Annotated in this window: 20 protein-coding genes; 6 read left to right on the top strand and 14 right to left on the bottom strand. The window is 36.0% G+C overall.

The features are described 5' to 3' along the window. Positions 1-29 precede the first annotated feature (29 nt). A complete protein-coding gene (gene yugI / locus BN3107_RS06805; protein ID WP_058306860.1) occupies positions 30-380 on the bottom strand; it encodes a S1 domain-containing post-transcriptional regulator GSP13 in 351 nt (116 codons plus the stop codon). A 233-nt stretch (positions 381-613) separates the two neighbouring features. Here yugI and BN3107_RS06800 point away from each other — a divergent pair, with 233 nt between their 5' ends. Both BN3107_RS06800 and BN3107_RS06795 read left to right on the top strand, forming a co-directional pair. Then, positions 614-1,420, top strand: a complete 807-nt coding sequence (locus BN3107_RS06800; protein ID WP_058306859.1) for an alpha/beta fold hydrolase — start codon at positions 614-616, stop codon at positions 1,418-1,420. 67 nt (positions 1,421-1,487) lie between these two features. Continuing rightward, a complete protein-coding gene (locus tag BN3107_RS06795) occupies positions 1,488-2,657 on the top strand; it encodes a MalY/PatB family protein (RefSeq protein WP_058306858.1) in 1,170 nt (389 codons plus the stop codon). Positions 2,658-3,640: 983 nt separating this feature from the next. On the opposite strand, the gene BN3107_RS06790 is transcribed toward BN3107_RS06795, so the two are convergent. The 3 genes from BN3107_RS06790 to BN3107_RS06785 form a co-directional block, all read right to left on the bottom strand. Next, the gene (locus BN3107_RS06790; RefSeq protein ID WP_058306857.1) at positions 3,641-4,219 is read right to left on the bottom strand and encodes a superoxide dismutase family protein; all 579 of its coding nucleotides are present in this window, start codon (positions 4,217-4,219) and stop codon (positions 3,641-3,643) included. 61 nt (positions 4,220-4,280) lie between these two features. After that, positions 4,281-4,448, bottom strand: coding sequence for a hypothetical protein (locus tag BN3107_RS19985; RefSeq protein WP_187371002.1), 168 nt, complete (start codon positions 4,446-4,448; stop codon positions 4,281-4,283). Between the two features lie 197 nt (positions 4,449-4,645). Beyond that, complete coding sequence (locus BN3107_RS06785) at positions 4,646-4,909, bottom strand: phosphocarrier protein HPr (RefSeq protein ID WP_058306856.1); 264 nt, start codon at positions 4,907-4,909, stop codon at positions 4,646-4,648. A gap of 216 nt (positions 4,910-5,125) precedes the next feature. Here BN3107_RS06785 and deoD point away from each other — a divergent pair, with 216 nt between their 5' ends. Both deoD and BN3107_RS06775 read left to right on the top strand, forming a co-directional pair. After that, positions 5,126-5,833, top strand: a complete 708-nt coding sequence (gene deoD / locus BN3107_RS06780; RefSeq protein ID WP_058306855.1) for a purine-nucleoside phosphorylase — start codon at positions 5,126-5,128, stop codon at positions 5,831-5,833. Positions 5,834-6,092: 259 nt separating this feature from the next. Further along, a complete protein-coding gene (locus BN3107_RS06775) occupies positions 6,093-6,566 on the top strand; it encodes a divergent PAP2 family protein (RefSeq protein WP_058306854.1) in 474 nt (157 codons plus the stop codon). A gap of 554 nt (positions 6,567-7,120) precedes the next feature. Here the strand turns inward: BN3107_RS06775 and BN3107_RS06770 are convergent. The 3 genes from BN3107_RS06770 to BN3107_RS06760 form a co-directional block, all read right to left on the bottom strand. Then, positions 7,121-7,804: a 3D domain-containing protein gene (locus BN3107_RS06770; protein ID WP_058306853.1), complete on the bottom strand. Its 684-nt coding sequence runs from the start codon at positions 7,802-7,804 to the stop codon at positions 7,121-7,123. Positions 7,805-7,871: 67 nt separating this feature from the next. After that, entirely contained in the window at positions 7,872-8,183 is a 312-nt protein-coding gene (locus BN3107_RS06765; protein ID WP_058306852.1) for a YuiB family protein, read from the bottom strand. Positions 8,184-8,333: 150 nt separating this feature from the next. Next, positions 8,334-9,548, bottom strand: a complete 1,215-nt coding sequence (locus tag BN3107_RS06760; protein ID WP_058306851.1) for an NAD(P)/FAD-dependent oxidoreductase — start codon at positions 9,546-9,548, stop codon at positions 8,334-8,336. 284 nt (positions 9,549-9,832) lie between these two features. Between BN3107_RS06760 and BN3107_RS06755 the strand changes: the two genes are divergently transcribed. Continuing rightward, the gene (locus tag BN3107_RS06755) at positions 9,833-10,816 is read left to right on the top strand and encodes an NAD(P)/FAD-dependent oxidoreductase (protein WP_058306850.1); all 984 of its coding nucleotides are present in this window, start codon (positions 9,833-9,835) and stop codon (positions 10,814-10,816) included. Between the two features lie 50 nt (positions 10,817-10,866). Here the strand turns inward: BN3107_RS06755 and BN3107_RS06750 are convergent, their stop codons facing one another. The 3 genes from BN3107_RS06750 to BN3107_RS06740 all read right to left on the bottom strand — a co-directional run bounded on the left by BN3107_RS06750 (position 10,867) and on the right by BN3107_RS06740 (position 12,445). Next, positions 10,867-11,226 (bottom strand): HesB/IscA family protein, encoded by a 360-nt coding sequence (locus tag BN3107_RS06750; RefSeq protein ID WP_058306849.1) that lies wholly within the window; start codon positions 11,224-11,226, stop codon positions 10,867-10,869. 104 nt (positions 11,227-11,330) lie between these two features. Continuing rightward, complete coding sequence (gene dapF, locus BN3107_RS06745; protein ID WP_058306848.1) at positions 11,331-12,182, bottom strand: diaminopimelate epimerase; 852 nt, start codon at positions 12,180-12,182, stop codon at positions 11,331-11,333. Positions 12,183-12,199: 17 nt separating this feature from the next. Next, a complete protein-coding gene (locus BN3107_RS06740; protein ID WP_058306847.1) occupies positions 12,200-12,445 on the bottom strand; it encodes a DUF1450 domain-containing protein in 246 nt (81 codons plus the stop codon). Between the two features lie 196 nt (positions 12,446-12,641). Between BN3107_RS06740 and BN3107_RS06735 the strand changes: the two genes are divergently transcribed. Continuing rightward, positions 12,642-12,872 carry a NifU family protein gene (locus tag BN3107_RS06735; RefSeq protein WP_058306846.1) on the top strand — a complete coding sequence of 77 codons (231 nt, stop codon included), beginning with the start codon at positions 12,642-12,644 and terminating at the stop codon, positions 12,870-12,872. A 618-nt stretch (positions 12,873-13,490) separates the two neighbouring features. Here the strand turns inward: BN3107_RS06735 and thrB are convergent. From thrB to BN3107_RS06715, 4 genes are all read right to left on the bottom strand, one after another. Further along, a complete protein-coding gene (gene thrB / locus BN3107_RS06730) occupies positions 13,491-14,396 on the bottom strand; it encodes a homoserine kinase (RefSeq protein WP_058306845.1) in 906 nt (301 codons plus the stop codon). Continuing rightward, positions 14,393-15,454 (bottom strand): threonine synthase, encoded by a 1,062-nt coding sequence (gene thrC / locus BN3107_RS06725; protein ID WP_058306844.1) that lies wholly within the window; start codon positions 15,452-15,454, stop codon positions 14,393-14,395. Before thrC ends, thrB begins: the two co-directional genes overlap by 4 nt. 5 nt (positions 15,455-15,459) lie before the next feature. Continuing rightward, positions 15,460-16,752, bottom strand: coding sequence for a homoserine dehydrogenase (locus BN3107_RS06720; protein WP_058306843.1), 1,293 nt, complete (start codon positions 16,750-16,752; stop codon positions 15,460-15,462). Positions 16,753-16,909: 157 nt separating this feature from the next. Beyond that, positions 16,910-17,869 (bottom strand): protein kinase family protein, encoded by a 960-nt coding sequence (locus BN3107_RS06715; protein ID WP_058306842.1) that lies wholly within the window; start codon positions 17,867-17,869, stop codon positions 16,910-16,912. Positions 17,870-18,077 lie beyond the last annotated feature (208 nt).

Raw genomic sequence — 18,077 nt, 5'->3', positions numbered from 1 at the left:
ACAACAATAATAGTTGTTGGTTTTTTGTGTTACTCGGATTGTTTGATCCATTCTTTTAACTTATCTTTTAAGGTGTTAAAACCATGTTCGCCTTCTTTTTCAGAAATCGCATTTTCATTTCTAGTTTCCGTTCTTTCAGGTTCCAAAGCACGTATTGATAAAGCATATTTATTCTGCTCGTCATCAATTTCAAGAATCTTTACTTTTACTTTATCTCCTTCATGAACATGGTCTGATATATCTTTGACAAAGCCATTTTTAACTTCTGATATATGAACCAACCCTTGGACCTCATCACTAATTGAGACAAAGGCACCATAAGGTTGTACACCTGTAATTACACCTTCCACAACATCTCCTACATGAAATTCTTCAGACATATTTCCAACTCCTCGTAAATTTCTTGCCAATTTATTAGTCTTTGAACATTAAATAATGTTAGCATATTAAGAATAAAAATAGCAAAAGAAAGCCAAAAAAAGATTTTTATAAAAAAGGTTTAAAAATTTAAAATTCGGGCATTATATAGACATGTAAGACTTTCTCGTATTCCCCCTGGATAGCAAAGCGATCAGTCGCTTTGCTTATTTTTTTCCTAAGTGAGGTAAGTATAATGAATCAGACGGTTACTTATCAAGGCCATCATATAAATTATCTTCTTTTCAAAAACCCAACGAAACCTACTATTTTATTACTACATGGTTTTTTAGCTTCTACTTATTGTTTTCGCCACTTAATCCCATTATTAGAAAAAAACTATCAATTAATCGCGATCGACCTACCACCGTTTGGAAAAAGTGAAAAATCACATACTTGTTTGTATTCGTACGATCATATGGTTGATATCACTTCGTTTCTATTAGATACATTAGCCATAAATAAACTATCTATTATCGGCCACTCAATGGGAGGGCAAATCGCTTTACGCTATGCCTTTCGATATCCAGAGCAACTTCATCATTTATTTTTATTATCACCGACGAGTTTTATGAGAAAATCTCAAGTATTCTCCCGTCTTATCTGCCATAACCCGTTTTCCCCTATAATTGCACGCCAGTTATTAAAAAGAAAAGGTGTCTACGAAATGTTACGTCATTCCATATATCATGATCAGTTAATAACAGATGAAATGCTCCAACAATATAAAGAACCTTTTTTAGACAGAAAAATATATCCTTGTTTAATAAAAATATTAAATGACCATCAAGGCGACTTGTCTGAATCTGAATTACGAAATCTCCAGACACCTTGCACAATTCTATGGGGTAAAAATGATGAAATTATTCCTTTTACCATTGGTTATGAATTATTACGCTTTTTATCTAATTCTTCCTTGTCTTTACTCGATAACATAGGGCATTTAATCCCAGAAGAGGCACCAAATTCTATAGCAAAAATGGTAATCAATGTGAAGCATTAAACTTTTTTTCTTGCGATCAATATGATTAGATATAGGTAGGAAGTGAGACTTATAAGGAGTGAAAAGATTGAATTTTTCATTTGATAAACAAATAGAGAGAAGAAATACAAGAGCTGTTAAGTGGGATCTTGTAAAGTCATTATACGGAGATGAAGACGTATTACCGATGTGGGTTGCTGATATGGATTTTGAAGCTCCACCAGCTGTTACACAAGCACTTACAGAGCGAGCTAAGCACGGGGTTTTTGGTTACACATTTACCGATACAGTCCTCCAAGACACGATAACAGAGTGGTTAGCCTATAAACATAATTGGGAAGTCAATCGTGCATCCATTCTATACAGTCCTGGTGTGATCGCAACCTTATATATGGCAATCCAAACATTTACTGAGGTTGGAGATAAAGTATTAATCCAGACACCCGTTTATCCTCCTTTTTATGACATCGTGAAAAATCATGACCGACAATTAGAAAAAAACCAGCTAATCTTAGATGGAGATACATACAGAATCGATTTTGAGGACTTCGAGAATAAACTAAAACAAGGTGTCAAAGCTTTTATACTATGTAATCCTCATAATCCAGTCGGAAGAGTGTGGACCAAAGATGAGTTAGCAAAAATGGTAGCTTTATGTAAACAGTACGATGTGCTAATCCTTTCAGATGAAATCCATGCAGATCTTGTATTTTCTCCTAATAAACATTTGCCAGTGGCAAAGATAGATCCGGAGATGGCCGACAATATCATCACATGTATGTCACCAACCAAAACGTTTAACTTAGCTGGACTTCAAGTATCCTATGCTATTGTTAGCAATAAACAAAAACGTGAGGCATTGGAAAAAACGTTCCACAAACAAGGCATGCATATTCTAAACACCATGGGAATCACTGCGTTAGAAGCAGCATACCAGGATGGACGAGATTGGTTAGATGGATTAATGGAGCAGTTAAAAGAAAATCTAAATTACCTAACAAACGCTTTTTCTAACCGTAATGAGGTGAAAGTTTTCCAACCAGAAGGTACTTATTTGGTTTGGCTTGATTTTAGAGCATTGAATCTTTCACAGGCTGACTTGAAAAACTTTCTGCAAAAGGAAGCTAAAGTTGGATTAAATGACGGCGCCTCTTTTGGCGAAGAAGGAAATGGCTTTATGCGCATGAATATCGCCTGTCCATTAGAAAGTGTTAAAGAAGGCACAAAACGAATAATCAAAGCCTTAGATAGGCTGTAATATATGTTGTAAGACTGGATTAATGATTTTCGCCCATTCAATTTACCTATAAATTGAATGGGCATTTTCATTGTCAATTAAAGCACAGGTCATGCATGAAAGTAAAAAAAATCGCCCATCATTAAATCTTAGACCATTGCGTATAAGCAAGACAATGCGACATAACTCTTACGGTAATTATGAGATTTAAGGACTGCGTAACAACCGCTTCGGCTTGTCGGCTTCCCTTTCCGCGGGTTTTTCTCCTAAGCTAACTTTTTAAGCAAAGTGCGCTTTAAAAGTGGATCTTCGGATAAAAACATCCCGCAGGAGTGGAAGCCGACGCCGACGCTTTTTTATGCTCTACAACTATAGCAAGAATAATCATGTTGGCGCATTCACTATTTTCCATAAATTTATCATTATATTAATTATCAATGTTTACAATATAAGCTGATTTAATATCTAATTGTAACCACCCAAACTATTAGCATTTGCAATAGTTGTAGAGTCCTACTAAGCGAGGCGGCCACTTCCACTCGAGGTCACTGAAAAAGTCCACAATATTTCACACCAAGAGAACGGAATCCCAAATTTCATGCTAAATATCCTATGAAAGTGGGGAATTGAAACCACTTTAGCTTTATTTATAGCTGTCTAAGTGGGAGAAAAAAATTCCATAATATGTTTTTCAGTAGCCTCCTTCCACTCCTGTGGGATCGTTTTCCATGAAGATCCACTTTTCCATGCGGTTTTTGCTTGGAAAAGTTAGCTGAATGGAAAACCCCACGGAAAGGGAAGTGGGCAAGCCGAAGCGGATACTACCCACACACATCATGTCATAATTACCACCAGGGTTATGTCGCATAATCCTTCTTTTATGCAGCAGCAATTCTTATTAAGACTAATAAATTTTTTTTTTCAAACGCAAAAAATAAAGGTTTTTCCTCTGTTAAAACGAGAAAAAACCTTTTATGCTTTGCATCGCTTTCCTATTCAGCTTGTTACTCTTCTTCTTCATTTGATTCTGTTGGATCTGTCGGTTTTTCTTCTTGTGTTGCTTGATCAAGAGATATTATACCACATGCGATTCGTTCACCTGCATCACCGGCTGGTTGTGAAACACCATCATCTTGAGCTGCATGAATGACAATAGATGTTCCATCTTCACGTAATAAAGACTTCTCTCCATCCATTAATGTTACACCAGGCAATTCGAATTCAACATCAGCAGTTCCATCTGCCTCTATTTCAAGATTTGGCATATCACCTAAATGAGCACCATCAGGATGCATAAGACCATGTTCTTTACCTTCAGGATTGAAGTGGTTACCAGCAGATTGAAAGTCTGGCCCCTCACATTTCGGATACTCGTGTATATGTACGCCATGTAAACCTTGTTCCATAGCTTCGACTTTAATTCGTACGGTAACTTTATCTTCTTGTTCCTTAAAGGTGGCAGTACCGACTGCATCTTTATCAACATTAAATAAACGCACTTCTAAAGGTGATCGTTCGTCACTTTGGCAACCAATTAAAAAAAATAGAAACACAAAACTCGCAAAAAATAATTTCCAATTCATTTGATGATCGACTCCTCTTATCTTATCCACTACTATTATGGACAAAAATTAATGAGGATAATCAATCTTTCATATTCTTATACTTCTGTTCCCATTTTGCTTCCTCTTTTTTCGAAGCTTTCTTAAAAAAATACATTGCCACTAATGCACCAATAAAAAATATCGTCAAACTTATGATGGCTGGTATATATAGTGATTTATCTTCTGGGAAATAAAGAAATTCCATCATTGTCAAAACACTTCCCTTTTTCATTTTATTAAAAACTCATTATAACATAAAAAAAAAGCTAGTATAAAAACTAGCTTTTTTTCAAAGAAAAAAAGGAAATTCAGATGATGATTCCTATTATCAGCACCAGAAAGATCAACCGAATACCTGTAAATACGGCTCGTTTCCTTTCAATCGGAACATATTAATTGTCCTTATTATTTCCCTAGATGCTCTTCAATTGTTTCTGCGATGCCTTCAAGTGCTTGATCTTCATCATTACCGTCTACAGTAATACGAATTTCTGCCCCTTTAGGAACACCTAATGACATAACACCCATGATAGATTTTAAATTTACTGTCTTACCATTATAATGTAATTCCACATGTGATTCATATTGCCCAGCTTTATTCACTAATAAAGTTGCTGGCCGTGCGTGAATTCCTGTGTCACTTTGAATAGTAAAAGATTGTTCTTTCATAAAAAAATTCCTCCTCATCAATCGATCATCATTAAACAGTCAAGTTTTGCCCAAACTTGTGAAATGACTAACTAAATCTATTATATACGATAAAGACGATTTAAGAAACTAAAAATTAAAATTTTCCCTTTACAATGTAAAGGATACCATTTGTATTTCATTTTTTTATATGATATTTTCTTACTATAACGATTTGCCTTTAAGGAGGGCTATAACATGAGTGTACATATTGGAGCAAAAAAAGGGGAAATAGCTGATACTATTTTACTTCCCGGTGATCCATTAAGAGCTAAATATATTGCTGAGAACTTTTTAGAAAACGTAACTTGCTATAATGAAGTACGAGGGATGCTAGGTTTTACAGGTACTTATAAAGGGAAAGATATTTCTGTACAAGGTACTGGAATGGGAGTCCCTTCTATTTCTATTTATGTAAATGAATTAATCCAAAGTTATGATGTACAAAATCTAATTCGAGTCGGTACGTGTGGTGCCATTCAAAAGGATGTAAAAGTACGAGACGTTATTCTTGCAAGTACATCCTCAACAGATTCTCAAATGAACCGCATGGTATTTGGTGGCATTGATTATGCGCCAACAGCTAGCTTTCAATTACTTAAAAACGCTTATGATACTGGGATAGAAAAAGGTCTTTCATTACGAGTGGGAAATGTTTTCACAAGTGATAGCTTTTACCGTGACAACATGAAGGAACTTTTAGAACTTCTTGATCAATATAATGTATTAGCGATTGAGATGGAAACTACTGCATTATATTCACTAGCAGCGAAGTTCAACCGCAATGCTTTGTCTGTGTTGACAGTTTCTGATCATATTATCACTGGTGAAGAAACAACTGCCGAAGAACGTCAAACAACATTCAATGAGATGATAGAAGTTTCACTTGATGCTGCAATTAAGTAATAAGAAAATGGTGAGAAATAACTCTCACCATTTTCTTTATTAAAAGCTTGTTAATTGCTTGGTTAATTCATATAAAATATTAAAAAGCTATGCTATAATGTTAAAGAAAAATTCAAAACTCACCATGAAAGGTTAACGAGGGTAGCTACTCATTATACCTATGTGCATTTCTTGAAACCATCGAAGTTTGAAGTAAGAATTTATCACTTAAATGAATACATACTTTAATTCATCTAAGAGTCAGAAAGGATGTTACTAATTGGAACTTTTCGGAAATTTTCCATTGTGGGCGGCATTATTTGCCATTACTTTTGCTCAAATTGTTAAAGTTCCCCTACACCTTATTGCAACAAAAGAATTTAAACCTAGTCTCGCTTTCAGCACAGGTGGAATGCCAAGTAGCCACTCTGCTGCAGTAACTGCACTCTCCACAGGTATTGGAATCGAACATGGAGTCTCTTCAGGATTATTCGCCGTTTCCTGTGTGTTTGCCATTATTATTATGTTTGATGCCACAGGGATTCGTAGACAAGCGGGGGAACAAGCTATCTTATTAAATATGTTAGCAAAGGATTTTCACCACTTTGTATCAGAGGCAAAAGGATGGTCAAAAAAAGGAGAATACGAGAAACAAAAAGAGCTAAAGGAATTATTAGGACATCAACCTATCGAAGTATTTTTCGGTGGCCTAACCGGCATTATCCTAGCCTTTTTACTATTTCCCCTATTCTAAAACCAAGCCACACACGATTATATTTAAACACCGTGGACAAAAACTGCGAAGTAATGACAATTTTGAGAGTATGATGAATGCTAGGCAAAAGCTCCGTCCATTTACTTCGCTTTCCGCGGGCGTCACCTCAGCCTCCTCGGCAGAAAATCACTGCCTGCGGGGTCTTCGGAAGACGCTTTTCCCGCAGGAGTCTACGTAAATGGACTACGCTTTAATAGTGTTCTACAAATTCAGGAACCGCTAGAATATTGATATCACAGCATATCTTCTCGTACGTTAACAGATCTCTAACAAAGCGGAGGAAAAATGCGACACTCCTGGGGGAACAGCACGAGCTGAAGATCCACTTGGTAAAGTGCTTTTCTTTACCAAGTTAGCTTCAGCCGTGCCCCCGGAAAGGGAGTGTTTTTCCGTAGCGTTGGATAAGCATTCATCTCAATACTTTTGCCAATAATCCTATGCCAGGTACTTTGCTGTTTTAGTTTTACTGCATATATTCGTAAGTTGTGTTAAATAGCTTATTAAAAAAACAGCCTGATTGGCTGTTTTTTTATTTACTCTGTTTTATATTGATGGCGGAATACTTGGAGTGCTTCTGTATTATTTAAGTTTGCTAGAGCTTCTTCGGTTAATTTACCATCGCCATACTCCACTACATAAACATCCACTGACTTTTTCCCCCACTGCTCATAGACATCTTCTACAGAAGGGTAATAAAGATCAATCTTATTACCTTTTATAGCCCCACCTTTATCTGCGACAATTCCATAACCATAGTCTGGTATATATAAAATTGTACCGAGTGGAAAGATGGTCAGATCAGCAGCAATAGTAGAATATAAATCTCTAGTGACTTTTACTCCTGAATAAGTAATACCATATGCAGGATGGTCTGGTGTTTTTCCAGTTGACTCTACACCCGCTGTATAACCTGTTGCCACAACATTTCTTTTTTCATATTCATTGAAATCTATTGTCTCTTCTAGTGTTGCTGGTCCAGTTACTTGCTCACTCGAAATATATGTTACACGATTATTTACATGTTTCATATATTTCTTTTTGTCAATAATTTCTCGATCTCTTTGATATTGTATATCGAATGATTGTTCATTCTCTTCTGTTAAACTAGCGAAGACTTCTGTAGCAGAAACATTAGATATCATTGTAAAACTAGACATCAGGGCACAAATAAATAGCAATAGTAACAACACGTTTTTTGCTAATTTCCATAAAAACATGAAAGATCACACCTTTCTAGGTGTCATCTTATCCAGTAATAAAAGTTTTTATACATCCAGCATGGATTTAAAACATTTGATAACCATTTTTCCGTAAGAACTTAATAACCATTCCAGCAGAAATAGTTCCAACAAATCCAGACAATAAAATAATGGCATCTTGTAAACCTAACGTGATGAACTCATTCCATAACGTACTAAAAGCATAACCTGGATCTGTAAAATAGGTAGAAAAAGAAAATGTATCGATTATTAAAATTACGATCAGTGGAAAAACAAACGCCATTAACCATGTTTGTCTCAAAATCATATTTAATATAAAACTAATTCCAAAAAATAAAACAAAAAATAGTAGTACTGATATAAAAAGTTGAATCATTGGTCTACTCCTCTTCCATTATCTCAAAACTAATGAACTTCTCCTATTTTATAATGGAGTTCGGTCAGTTGCAATAATGTTCATTGTATTGTAAATATATAAGGCTCTTTTAAAAAAGCAGAGGAAAGATCCTCTGCTTTTACATTTCTATTACAAAATATTAAATTTACCTTTTTTCAATACCAATCCAACTCCACCGATTTTATACAATGCACGGTTATCAATAACTTTCTTCATAAAGGAAGCAGTCCATCCGTAGATTTTCTTACCACCGAAAATAGATCCCATAGCATCGTCTTCACCTAATGAACAAACAGTTCCACGATTAATGAATTCAAAATGCTCTAATTCGCCACCTTTTACAAGTGCAACTAAATTATGAGCACAAATCTCAGCTTCTTGCATAGCAATTTGCGCAGTTGCTGGGTATGGACGATCGATTTCTTTATTCCACACTAATGCACAATCTCCAACAACAAAAACGTCTTCATGGGATGGTGCACGTAATTCTGGCGTCACTTCTACTTTACCACGGTTATCTTCTAATGATGATTCTTCCACTAAATGATTAGCACGAACACCTGCTGCCCATACTGTCGTCATTGTCGCGATATCTTCTTTCTCACCATTTTGTTCTACCGTAATACCATCAGCACGTACTTCTTTCAAGAAAGCGCCTAGCTTGAATTCAACTCCACGTGCTTCTAGTGAATTCATAGCATATTCGATTAGTTCCGGATCAAAGCCTGGCATAATGGTATCCATAGCTTCCACCACAATTAAACGAACTTTACTGCGGTCAATATCATACTCTTCACATAATTCAGGAATGCGATTTGCTAATTCCCCAACAAATTCGATACCGGTAAAACCACCACCACCGACAACAATGTTAAGACGTTCTTGTTTTGCCTCAGGCTCATTGTTATATTGAGCAAATTGATGTTCTATATGTTGACGAATTAAACGTGCTTTATTAATACTTCCAATCGTAAAGGCATTTTCTAACAGTCCAGGAATACCGAATGTTGCTGCTTCAAATCCTAGTCCGACAACAAGATAATCATATTCTAATTCACCATCTTGTAATTCCACTTTTTTCTCATCTGGTTTAATCGCTGTTACTGTGTCTTGAACAAAGTTAACCTTTGCAGAGTTAATTAGATCCGTGATTTTAACACGACTTCGATCATGGTGTAACGTTCCTGCTGCAGCTTCATGCAACCAAGTTGATTCATAGTGGTAATCGTTTTTGTTTACAAGTGTAATATGTGCATCGTTTACCCCTAACTTTTTTTGCAGTTTTGCTACTGTTGTAAGTCCACCATAGCCTGCACCAAGAATTACTATTTTGGGTTGATTCATCTTTCTCACATCCATTTAAAGTATTTTTTTGTTCCATTTCGTGATATTCTTCACGTACTACCACAAAAGGTATGAGTGAATAATAATTAGTCCATATTATATGTTAGACTTTTTTCCGACATTTTTCAACCCTAGATTTACTTTTTTGTGTTATTTATTGAAAACTTAATTTCGGATTTAGCTGATTTCACAAAATTTATATTTACGACTTGTTCTAATGACATGATAGTAAAGATTGTGTTAAAATATATTGCATTGATGCAAGCATTAGGGGGAATCTAAATATGTCAAATCAAGTTTACGATATAACAATAATCGGGGCAGGTCCTGTCGGATTATTTACTGCATTCTATGGAGGGTTAAGACAATCGTCAGTTAAAATTATCGAGAGTTTACCACAAATTGGCGGGCAACTCAGCGCATTATATCCAGAAAAATATATTTATGATGTAGCTGGTTTTCCAAAAGTTCGTGCACAGGAACTCGTCGATAATTTAAAAGAACAAACCGATTTATTCGAACCAGAAATTGTCCTAAATCAATCAGTAGAACGAGTAGAAAGATTAGAAGACGAGACATTTAGAATCACTACTTCCACTGAAGAACATTACTCCAAAGTAATCATTATTACTGGTGGTAATGGTGCCTTCCAACCGAGAAAATTAGCAATTACCAATGCAGAAAATTTTGAAGATAAAAATCTTCACTATTTCGTTGATAATATGGATAAGTTTCGTGATAAGCGCGTGGTTCTTTTTGGTGGTGGGGACTCTGCTGTGGATTGGGCTTTAATGCTTGAACCTATCGCAAAAGAAGTGACCTTAGTCCACCGTCGTGACAAATTCCGTGCCCATGAGGCAAGTGTTGAAAATTTAATGAATTCCAATGTGAATCTTTTAACACCATATGTTCCTGAAAGCTTAATAGGACAGGAAAAAATAGATCAGGTTCGCTTAAAAGAAGTGAAAGGCGAGAAGGAAATCGTACTGGACGTAGATGACGTCCTTGTTAATTATGGCTTTATTTCTTCACTGGGACCTATTAAAAATTGGGGATTAGAAATTGATAAAAATAGTATTGTCGTCAATTCGAGAATGGAAACAAATGTCCCTGGCATTTATGCTGCAGGTGATATTTGTACCTATGATGGAAAAGTCAACTTAATCGCTGCAGGTTTTGGAGAAGGACCAACTGCCGTAAACAATGCAAAAGCATATATGGATCCAAAAGCCAGAATTCAGCCTAAACACTCTACTAGCATGTTTTAAGAATGAAAATAAAAGCACCGAGCTTAAAATGCTCGGTGCTTATTTTTTATTTAACAATTTTCAGGGGTTCCTTCACGTTCTTTCGCTTTAAAAGAAGAGCCACACCCACAGGAAACAATGGCATTTGGATTATCAATCGTGAATCCGCCACCCATCATGTTTTGCTTAAAATCGATGGTTGTTCCTTCAATTACGTCAATATCAAACCGCTTTATGGTAAGTGGTATTCCATTTGATTCTTCTGTATAATCCAACTCTTCATTGACATCATAATCAAATCCTAGCGAATACGACAGGCCACTGCAGCCTCCACCTTTGACACCGAAACGTAAACGTACAGTTTCAGCATCTTCTTCTTTCATCATTTCTTCTATTTGAGATTTAGCATTTTCGGTAACATTAATAACCATAGAAAAAAACTCCTTTTTCTAAGTAACTTTTTTATATTGTAACAACAAGTATACTAACTCAGGTCTTGTACTTCAATATTTTTGTTTTTATCTTCTGAATTGATCTACCAGATAAATGTTCCTTCAACTGTTGTTTCTGCCGCTCCTCGCATCCAGACATGGTTATCTTCGGCCCAAGTAATATATAAGTCACCACCAGCTAAATGCACGGTAATTTCTTTCCCTTTTTCTAATTTATTATTAAGAATTGTTGCGACTACTGATGCACATGCACCTGTTCCACAGGCTTGGGTGACACCTGAACCACGTTCCCATACACGGAAGTTGATTTCTTGCTGATTCACTATCTCGATAAATTCTACATTAACTCCCTCAGGAAAACGGTCATCTTTTTCGATCTCTGGTCCTAACGTAGTTAAAGGAGCTTTTTCTATATTATCTACAAAGAAAACCGCGTGAGGATTACCCATTGATACGGTTGTTACTTCCAGTGTATCATTTTTTATTGCAAAAGGTTCTGCTACCACTTGATCAACTGGCTCTCCAACCATTGGAATTTCACTTCTTTTTAATAATGGCAGTCCCATATCAATGGTGACCTCTTTCACATGACTGCGATCACCATGTACTTCAGCACTGACATTCCCTGCTTTTGTTTCAATCGTAAAATGGCGATTATCTATAAGTTGATGTTCATAGGCATACTTTGCAACGCAACGCAGACCATTTCCACAGTTTTTACCTTCTGATCCATCTTTATTAAAAATTCTCATGCCGACATCCGCTTGATCTGTTGGATGAATTAAAATAAGACCATCTGAACCGATGCCCGTATCTTTGTTTGCTACTGCTATTGCTAGATCAGCTAAAAGATTTTCTTCTATAGGAAAATCGAAAACATTTATAAAAATATAACTATTGCCTAATCCATGCATTTTTGTAAATGGTATTTTCATTTTGATATCTCCTTAATTTATAAATGATCCAATAATTCGTTATCGATATAATCATCAATATTCGTTAATAATTCCTCTGGGGTATCCGCTGTGATTGGTTTTCCATTAACAATTGCTACGTGATAGTTGCGACAAATACCGCAGTAACTTGTACAACCATATTCAATCACATCTAAATCAGGGTCTTTCAATAATTTTTGTCTTGCTGCTTCTGTACCTTTAGCTAAATTTTTGACACAAAATGCAACTTTAATTCTTATCATTATTATACCACACCTTCAACTTATCTAAAGAACACTGCATACTCCATTATATTTTTAACACACTTTTATTTACAAATAAATCGATAAGATATAAAATAGTAATGAAAATGTTTATCATTCGTGTGACTTATCGCATAGATTTTTATGTGTTTCACTTTTATATTAGTAGTAGCAGTTAGGAAAGGAGACCTTTTGTATGGAACAACAATCAGAACAAGTACAAGAAGTATTAAATAAATTACGTCCTTTTTTATTACGTGATGGTGGCGATGTTGAGTTAGTTGATGTAGAAGATGGCATTGTGAGATTACGTCTAATGGGAGCATGCGGTAATTGCCCAAGCTCGACAATTACCCTAAAAGCAGGTATTGAACGCGCCCTAATGGCAGAAGTACCCGGAGTAACAGAAATCGAACAAGTATTTTAATAGCATTACCTCAAGAGAAACGAATCAACCATTCGTTTCTCTTATTTATTATATTGCGTAATAACAGGATCACAGTGCATCTTTCCTGCAGTAATTTTGACATGATGTTTGTGCTCAGCAACCGCTCCGGCTTGTCCACTTCCCTTTCCACGGGTTTTTCTCCTCAGCTAACTTTGGTAAGTAGAGGACGCTTACCAAAGTGGATCTTCGGATAAAAACATCCCGTAGGAGTGGAAGCGGAAGCCTACGCTAATTTGGTATTTTACAACACTAGTATGAGGTAACATAACATATTGCTATTTTTTCTTAAAAAACATTAATAAATTGGTGTAGTAACTCAAAATAGGACCTGTCACAAACATTGTATAATTTTTCATATAGCGGAGGCCAATTGCGGAGACTCCTGCAGGAACAGGGCGAGCTGAAGATCCATTTTTCAAAATAAATTTATTTTATTTTGAAAAATTAGCTGAAGCCGCCCTCGCGGAAAGCGAAGTAATCGGCCGGAGCGGTTGAAAAGCACGTACAAAATCTCACGATAAAAATATCCGAGTAATAACGAATTCCATAATTGAAATTTGTTATCGCTCGGATTATTTATAGCTATTCACTTTTTAGTTAACTAATTTCTTCAACGGTTTTATATGCAGTGGCTCCTGAGTTTTCTACTTGAAGTGGTAACCACTGATAATCAGGATACTTTCTTTGCCACTCTTTTATGACAGTGAAGACTTTTTTATCGTCAACAACCGCAATCATGGTTGGTCCTGCTCCACTTAAGAAAACGCCATACGCTTCTTGGTTTAAGAATTGATAAAGCTCATCATAATGAGGAATCAGTCCTTTTCGATATGGCTGATGAAAATGATCTTTTTCCATCATTTCACCTAAAACATCCCAATCCCCTTTGCAAATCGCAGCCACACTGACATTAGCTACACTGCTTGCTTGTACACTCTCTTTGAAAGAAAATTCTTTCGGTAAAACCGCTCTTGCATCTTTTGTTTTCAATTCAAAACCAGGAATAACCGCAACAAATGTGACACCTTTTACTGGAATTTTGGTATAGGTTACTTTTCCATCATAATGACCAATTACACATCCACCTAAAAGCGATGGTGCGACATTATCTGGATGTCCTTCAACCTCTGTAGCAATTTGTACTTTATCATCACGTGATAAGCCTAATTCCAATAAAATATTTGCAAGCTCAATTCCCGCAATAATTGCTGTTGCACTACTTCCAAGTCCACGAGCAAGAGGGATTTCACTTTTCATTACTACCTGGCATGCGGGGATCTGATCCGTTTTTCCATATTTGGATGCCACTTGCTCGACAATTTCATATACCAAGTTATCTTTACCGGTTGGAATACCTGCAAGACAATCAGAACCGGCAATAAACTCCCATTCACTTGCCCTAGTGACCTGCAATTCCAAATATAAATTCAATGCCAAACCGATCGAGTCAAAACCAGCACCTAAATTGGATGTACTTGAAGGTACTTTGATCGACCAACTCATGCTTTGACACTACCTAGAATTTCATTCATAATTACTTCTTCGTCGTTTGGCAGGACAGTTGGTTTTACTTCGCTGTAATCTATTGCAGTATTAGGATCTTTTAGTCCATTACCAGTTAACACTGTAACAACCGTTGATCCTTTCTCCACTTTTCCTTCTTTTAACTTTTTCAATAGTCCGGCTACAGATGCACATGATGCAGGTTCAGCAAAGACACCTTCATTTTTGGCAATCCATTGATATGCTTCAATCATCTCTTCATCAGTAATTTCGTCAATTTCGCCTTTTGATTCGTCACGAGCATTGACAGCACCTTGCCAGCTAGCCGGGTTACCAATTCGAATCGCAGTACCTACTGTTTCAGGGTTTTCAAACACACGATTATGTACAATCGCTGCAGCACCACTTGCTTCAAATCCCATCATCTTAGGTAAGCCTGTTTGTTTTTTCTCGTTATATTCTTTAAAACCTTTCCAGTATGCTGTGATATTACCGGCATTTCCAACTGGAATAAATAGATATTCAGGTGCTTTACCTAATTCATCAACTACTTCGAATGCAGCCGTTTTTTGACCTTCGATACGATACGGGTTTACTGAATTTACTAAAGCGACTTTGCCTGTTTCCGCCATTTTACGTACATAACGAAGGGCATCATCAAAGTTACCTTCAATTGAGTAGATTTCAGCGCCATACATCACAGCTTGTGCTAATTTACCTTGTGCAATTTTGCCATCAGGAATAACGACAATACATTTTAATCCTGCGCGTGCCGCAAATGCTGCTGCAGATGCAGAAGTGTTACCAGTAGAAGCACAGATAACCGCCTTTGCACCATCTTCTACTGCTTTTGCCATCGCCATAACCATTCCTCTATCTTTAAAAGAGCCGGTTGGGTTAAGACCATCAAATTTTGCGTATGCATTAATGCCATATTCCTCTGACAATTTTTCTAATTTATATAAAGGAGTGTTACCTTCATATAAAGTGATAAGTGGTGTATTTTCTTCAACAGGTAAAAATTCTTTATATTCTTTCAAAAGACCTTGCCAAGCCATAATAATTAATCCTCCCCATCGACGCGATAACAACTGATAATTTCGTTAACAACGTCTAATCCTTTTAAGTTTTCTCTACTATTTAGTAATTGCTGCTTACTAATTTTATGTGTCACCATCACAATTTCAGCCATCTTATCTTTATCTGAAGGTAATTGCAAGATTTTTTGGAAACTTACTTTTTCATCTGTAAAGACGTTCGTAATTTTTTGGAAAGTACCTGCTTCATCGTCGACTTCCATACGAATAAAATATTGCATATACTTTTCATTATTTTCTTTTAATTGTTTTTCATATTGTGGAACAATGTATTCATTTCCGGTGATACCTAGTCGAATGTTTTTGACTACGTCCATTAAGTCAGAAACAACGGCCGTCGCGGTAGGCATACTTCCAGCACCTGGTCCATAAAACATCGTCTCGCCAACGGCTTCCCCGTAAACATATACCGCATTGAATTCGTTTTTCACCAATGCTAATGGGTGATCTTTAGGCAGAAGCGTTGGTTCCACACTTACTTCGACTTTTCCATTATGAATCGATGCAATCCCTATCAACTTAATAGTATACCCTAAACTCGTTGCAAAAGTAATATCTTCTTGAGAAATAGTTCGAATTCCTGTAATTTCTACATCCTCTAATCCAATTTCCATTTTAAATGCTAAATTAGCGAGCAATGTCATTTTTCGTGCAGCATCTAAACCATCTACGTCTGATGTTGGATCAGCTTCAGCAAATCCTAATTCTTGAGCCTCTTGTAGCACTGGTTCAAATGCTAATTGATCATCTGTCATTTTAGTTAAGATATAGTTTGTTGTTCCATTAACAATACCCATAATTTTTTGAATTTTATCAGATGCCAGTCCCTCTGTTAATGAACGAATAATAGGAATACCACCGGCAACACTTGCATCATACAAGATATCACAGTTATTTTCTTTTGCTAAGCGTAATAATTTTTGACCATGAACCGCCATTAAATCTTTATTCGCTGTTACGATATGTTTTTTATTACGGATTGCTTGTTCTAATAATAGGTTTGTATCTTCAATCCCACCCATTACTTCAATTATGATATCTATATCAGGATTACTTACTAAGTCTTCAGCGTTGTCTGTTAACCATTCCGATTGAATCGCTACATCACGCTTTTTATCGATATCATGAACAAGAATTTTTTTAATCTGGATTTCACTACCTACTTTATATTTAATCTCTTCGGCGTGGCTTTGCAGTAATTTGACAACACCTGTCCCTACCGTTCCTAAGCCACATAAACCTACGTTAACTTGACTCATTTAGACGTCCTCCCTTTGTTTGCGCTTCGAATACATTTGTTTATATATAGTGGACATTATACATGTGTCTTACCTGTTTATCAAGACACAAAAGCCTAAAAAAGTAAAAAATAATGCACCCTCTTATTAAAATGTGGGGTACATTACTTTCTATGCACTAAGCATTCAATAGCCAATCTAATTGTATACTATTTATTTGTCTTTCATCAATACCCAACTGAAAGAAAAATGTTCTTAAATTTTCTTCATAAATAGCTTGATTTTCAATGATTTGATCAATGCTTTGATTTGGTTCTGACGAGTTTCGAACATGGTCCATAAAGTCTAATAAATGAATAGGAAATAGTAAACGTGCATATAATAGTTTCCATCCAAAAACTGATAATGGTAAGGTAGATACGTATTCTTGTAAAAAGGAACGACATTGTTCAGAAGATAAACCATTATCTTTCATCATAAAAGGTCTGATTTTTTCTGCAATATCCCGAACCGGGTGATCATAAACAAATTGATTACACCAAATAAAAGACTCTCCGATTTGATCGTTAAATCTGCCAAACGTTATGGTTGGTTGATCATGTTGATGAAATTGCGTTTCTTGCTCGACATGGTTCATATATTGAATTGCATTCTCTGCAATGCCTACCATATAGGGAAACAGATTTACTAACTCCCGATTGTAAACGGAAGCAGGTCTTTGTTGGTAAAGTTGCTGATAAAGAGCCTCATATTGATCCATTTTAGTAATCCATAACTCTTTCCATTTTCCATAATTATTAATAGAATCGGGCTGATATGGATACTGGAAACCTGCTTGATGGAAAGAATTTAATTCGTAAGTCTCGTTACTTTTCCTCGCATAACACAACATGAATTTTTCCTTTCCAATCATTGTGACGAATTGATTATGTACGTTAGGTATAGGACATGTAACTTGAGGAAATCCTTGTTGATGAAAATGGGTAGCAATAGTATACAATTCTAGTGCATAGCGTTCGGATACGTTTGTAGGTACCACAAAATAATAATACGATTGCTCCGTAAAAGTAGGATATGGTTGTTCTGATACTTGTTTAGTCGGAACATGAATAGGGTAATGTAAAAATATCGGATGCAACAGAATCTTCCCCCTTTAATTGTTATTCTCATAATGCTTAATGTCAGTAAGTCTTTTTCATATTTCAAATAGTTCTATTTCAGATACGAACCGCTTGATAAGTTTTGCAATGTTCAGATGGATTCAAAATAACCCCCACGGAACATAATATCGCTTTATATTATGATATATATGTATACTTTTATGGTAAAATGATGAATATAGGATG

The organism is Gracilibacillus massiliensis (genome assembly GCF_001458115.1).
GTDB lineage: Bacteria > Bacillota > Bacilli > Bacillales > Amphibacillaceae > Gracilibacillus > Gracilibacillus massiliensis.
This window is presented reverse-complemented; position numbering and strand designations above follow the sequence as displayed.

Excerpts from the sequence above, each read along its gene's own strand:
- yugI (WP_058306860.1), bottom strand. The coding sequence starts at position 380 with ATGTCTGAAGAATTTCATGTAGGAGATGTTGTGGAAGGTGTAATTACA.
- BN3107_RS06800 (WP_058306859.1), top strand. The coding sequence starts at position 614 with ATGAATCAGACGGTTACTTATCAAGGCCATCATATAAATTATCTTCTT.
- BN3107_RS06790 (WP_058306857.1), bottom strand. The coding sequence starts at position 4,219 with ATGAATTGGAAATTATTTTTTGCGAGTTTTGTGTTTCTATTTTTTTTA.
- BN3107_RS19985 (WP_187371002.1), bottom strand. The coding sequence starts at position 4,448 with ATGATGGAATTTCTTTATTTCCCAGAAGATAAATCACTATATATACCA.
- BN3107_RS06785 (WP_058306856.1), bottom strand. The coding sequence starts at position 4,909 with ATGAAAGAACAATCTTTTACTATTCAAAGTGACACAGGAATTCACGCA.
- deoD (WP_058306855.1), top strand. The coding sequence starts at position 5,126 with ATGAGTGTACATATTGGAGCAAAAAAAGGGGAAATAGCTGATACTATT.
- BN3107_RS06770 (WP_058306853.1), bottom strand. The coding sequence starts at position 7,804 with ATGTTTTTATGGAAATTAGCAAAAAACGTGTTGTTACTATTGCTATTT.
- BN3107_RS06765 (WP_058306852.1), bottom strand. The coding sequence starts at position 8,183 with ATGATTCAACTTTTTATATCAGTACTACTATTTTTTGTTTTATTTTTT.
- BN3107_RS06760 (WP_058306851.1), bottom strand. The coding sequence starts at position 9,548 with ATGAATCAACCCAAAATAGTAATTCTTGGTGCAGGCTATGGTGGACTT.
- BN3107_RS06755 (WP_058306850.1), top strand. The coding sequence starts at position 9,833 with ATGTCAAATCAAGTTTACGATATAACAATAATCGGGGCAGGTCCTGTC.
- BN3107_RS06750 (WP_058306849.1), bottom strand. The coding sequence starts at position 11,226 with ATGGTTATTAATGTTACCGAAAATGCTAAATCTCAAATAGAAGAAATG.
- dapF (WP_058306848.1), bottom strand. The coding sequence starts at position 12,182 with ATGAAAATACCATTTACAAAAATGCATGGATTAGGCAATAGTTATATT.
- BN3107_RS06740 (WP_058306847.1), bottom strand. The coding sequence starts at position 12,445 with ATGATAAGAATTAAAGTTGCATTTTGTGTCAAAAATTTAGCTAAAGGT.
- BN3107_RS06735 (WP_058306846.1), top strand. The coding sequence starts at position 12,642 with ATGGAACAACAATCAGAACAAGTACAAGAAGTATTAAATAAATTACGT.
- thrB (WP_058306845.1), bottom strand. The coding sequence starts at position 14,396 with ATGAGTTGGTCGATCAAAGTACCTTCAAGTACATCCAATTTAGGTGCT.
- thrC (WP_058306844.1), bottom strand. The coding sequence starts at position 15,454 with ATGGCTTGGCAAGGTCTTTTGAAAGAATATAAAGAATTTTTACCTGTT.
- BN3107_RS06720 (WP_058306843.1), bottom strand. The coding sequence starts at position 16,752 with ATGAGTCAAGTTAACGTAGGTTTATGTGGCTTAGGAACGGTAGGGACA.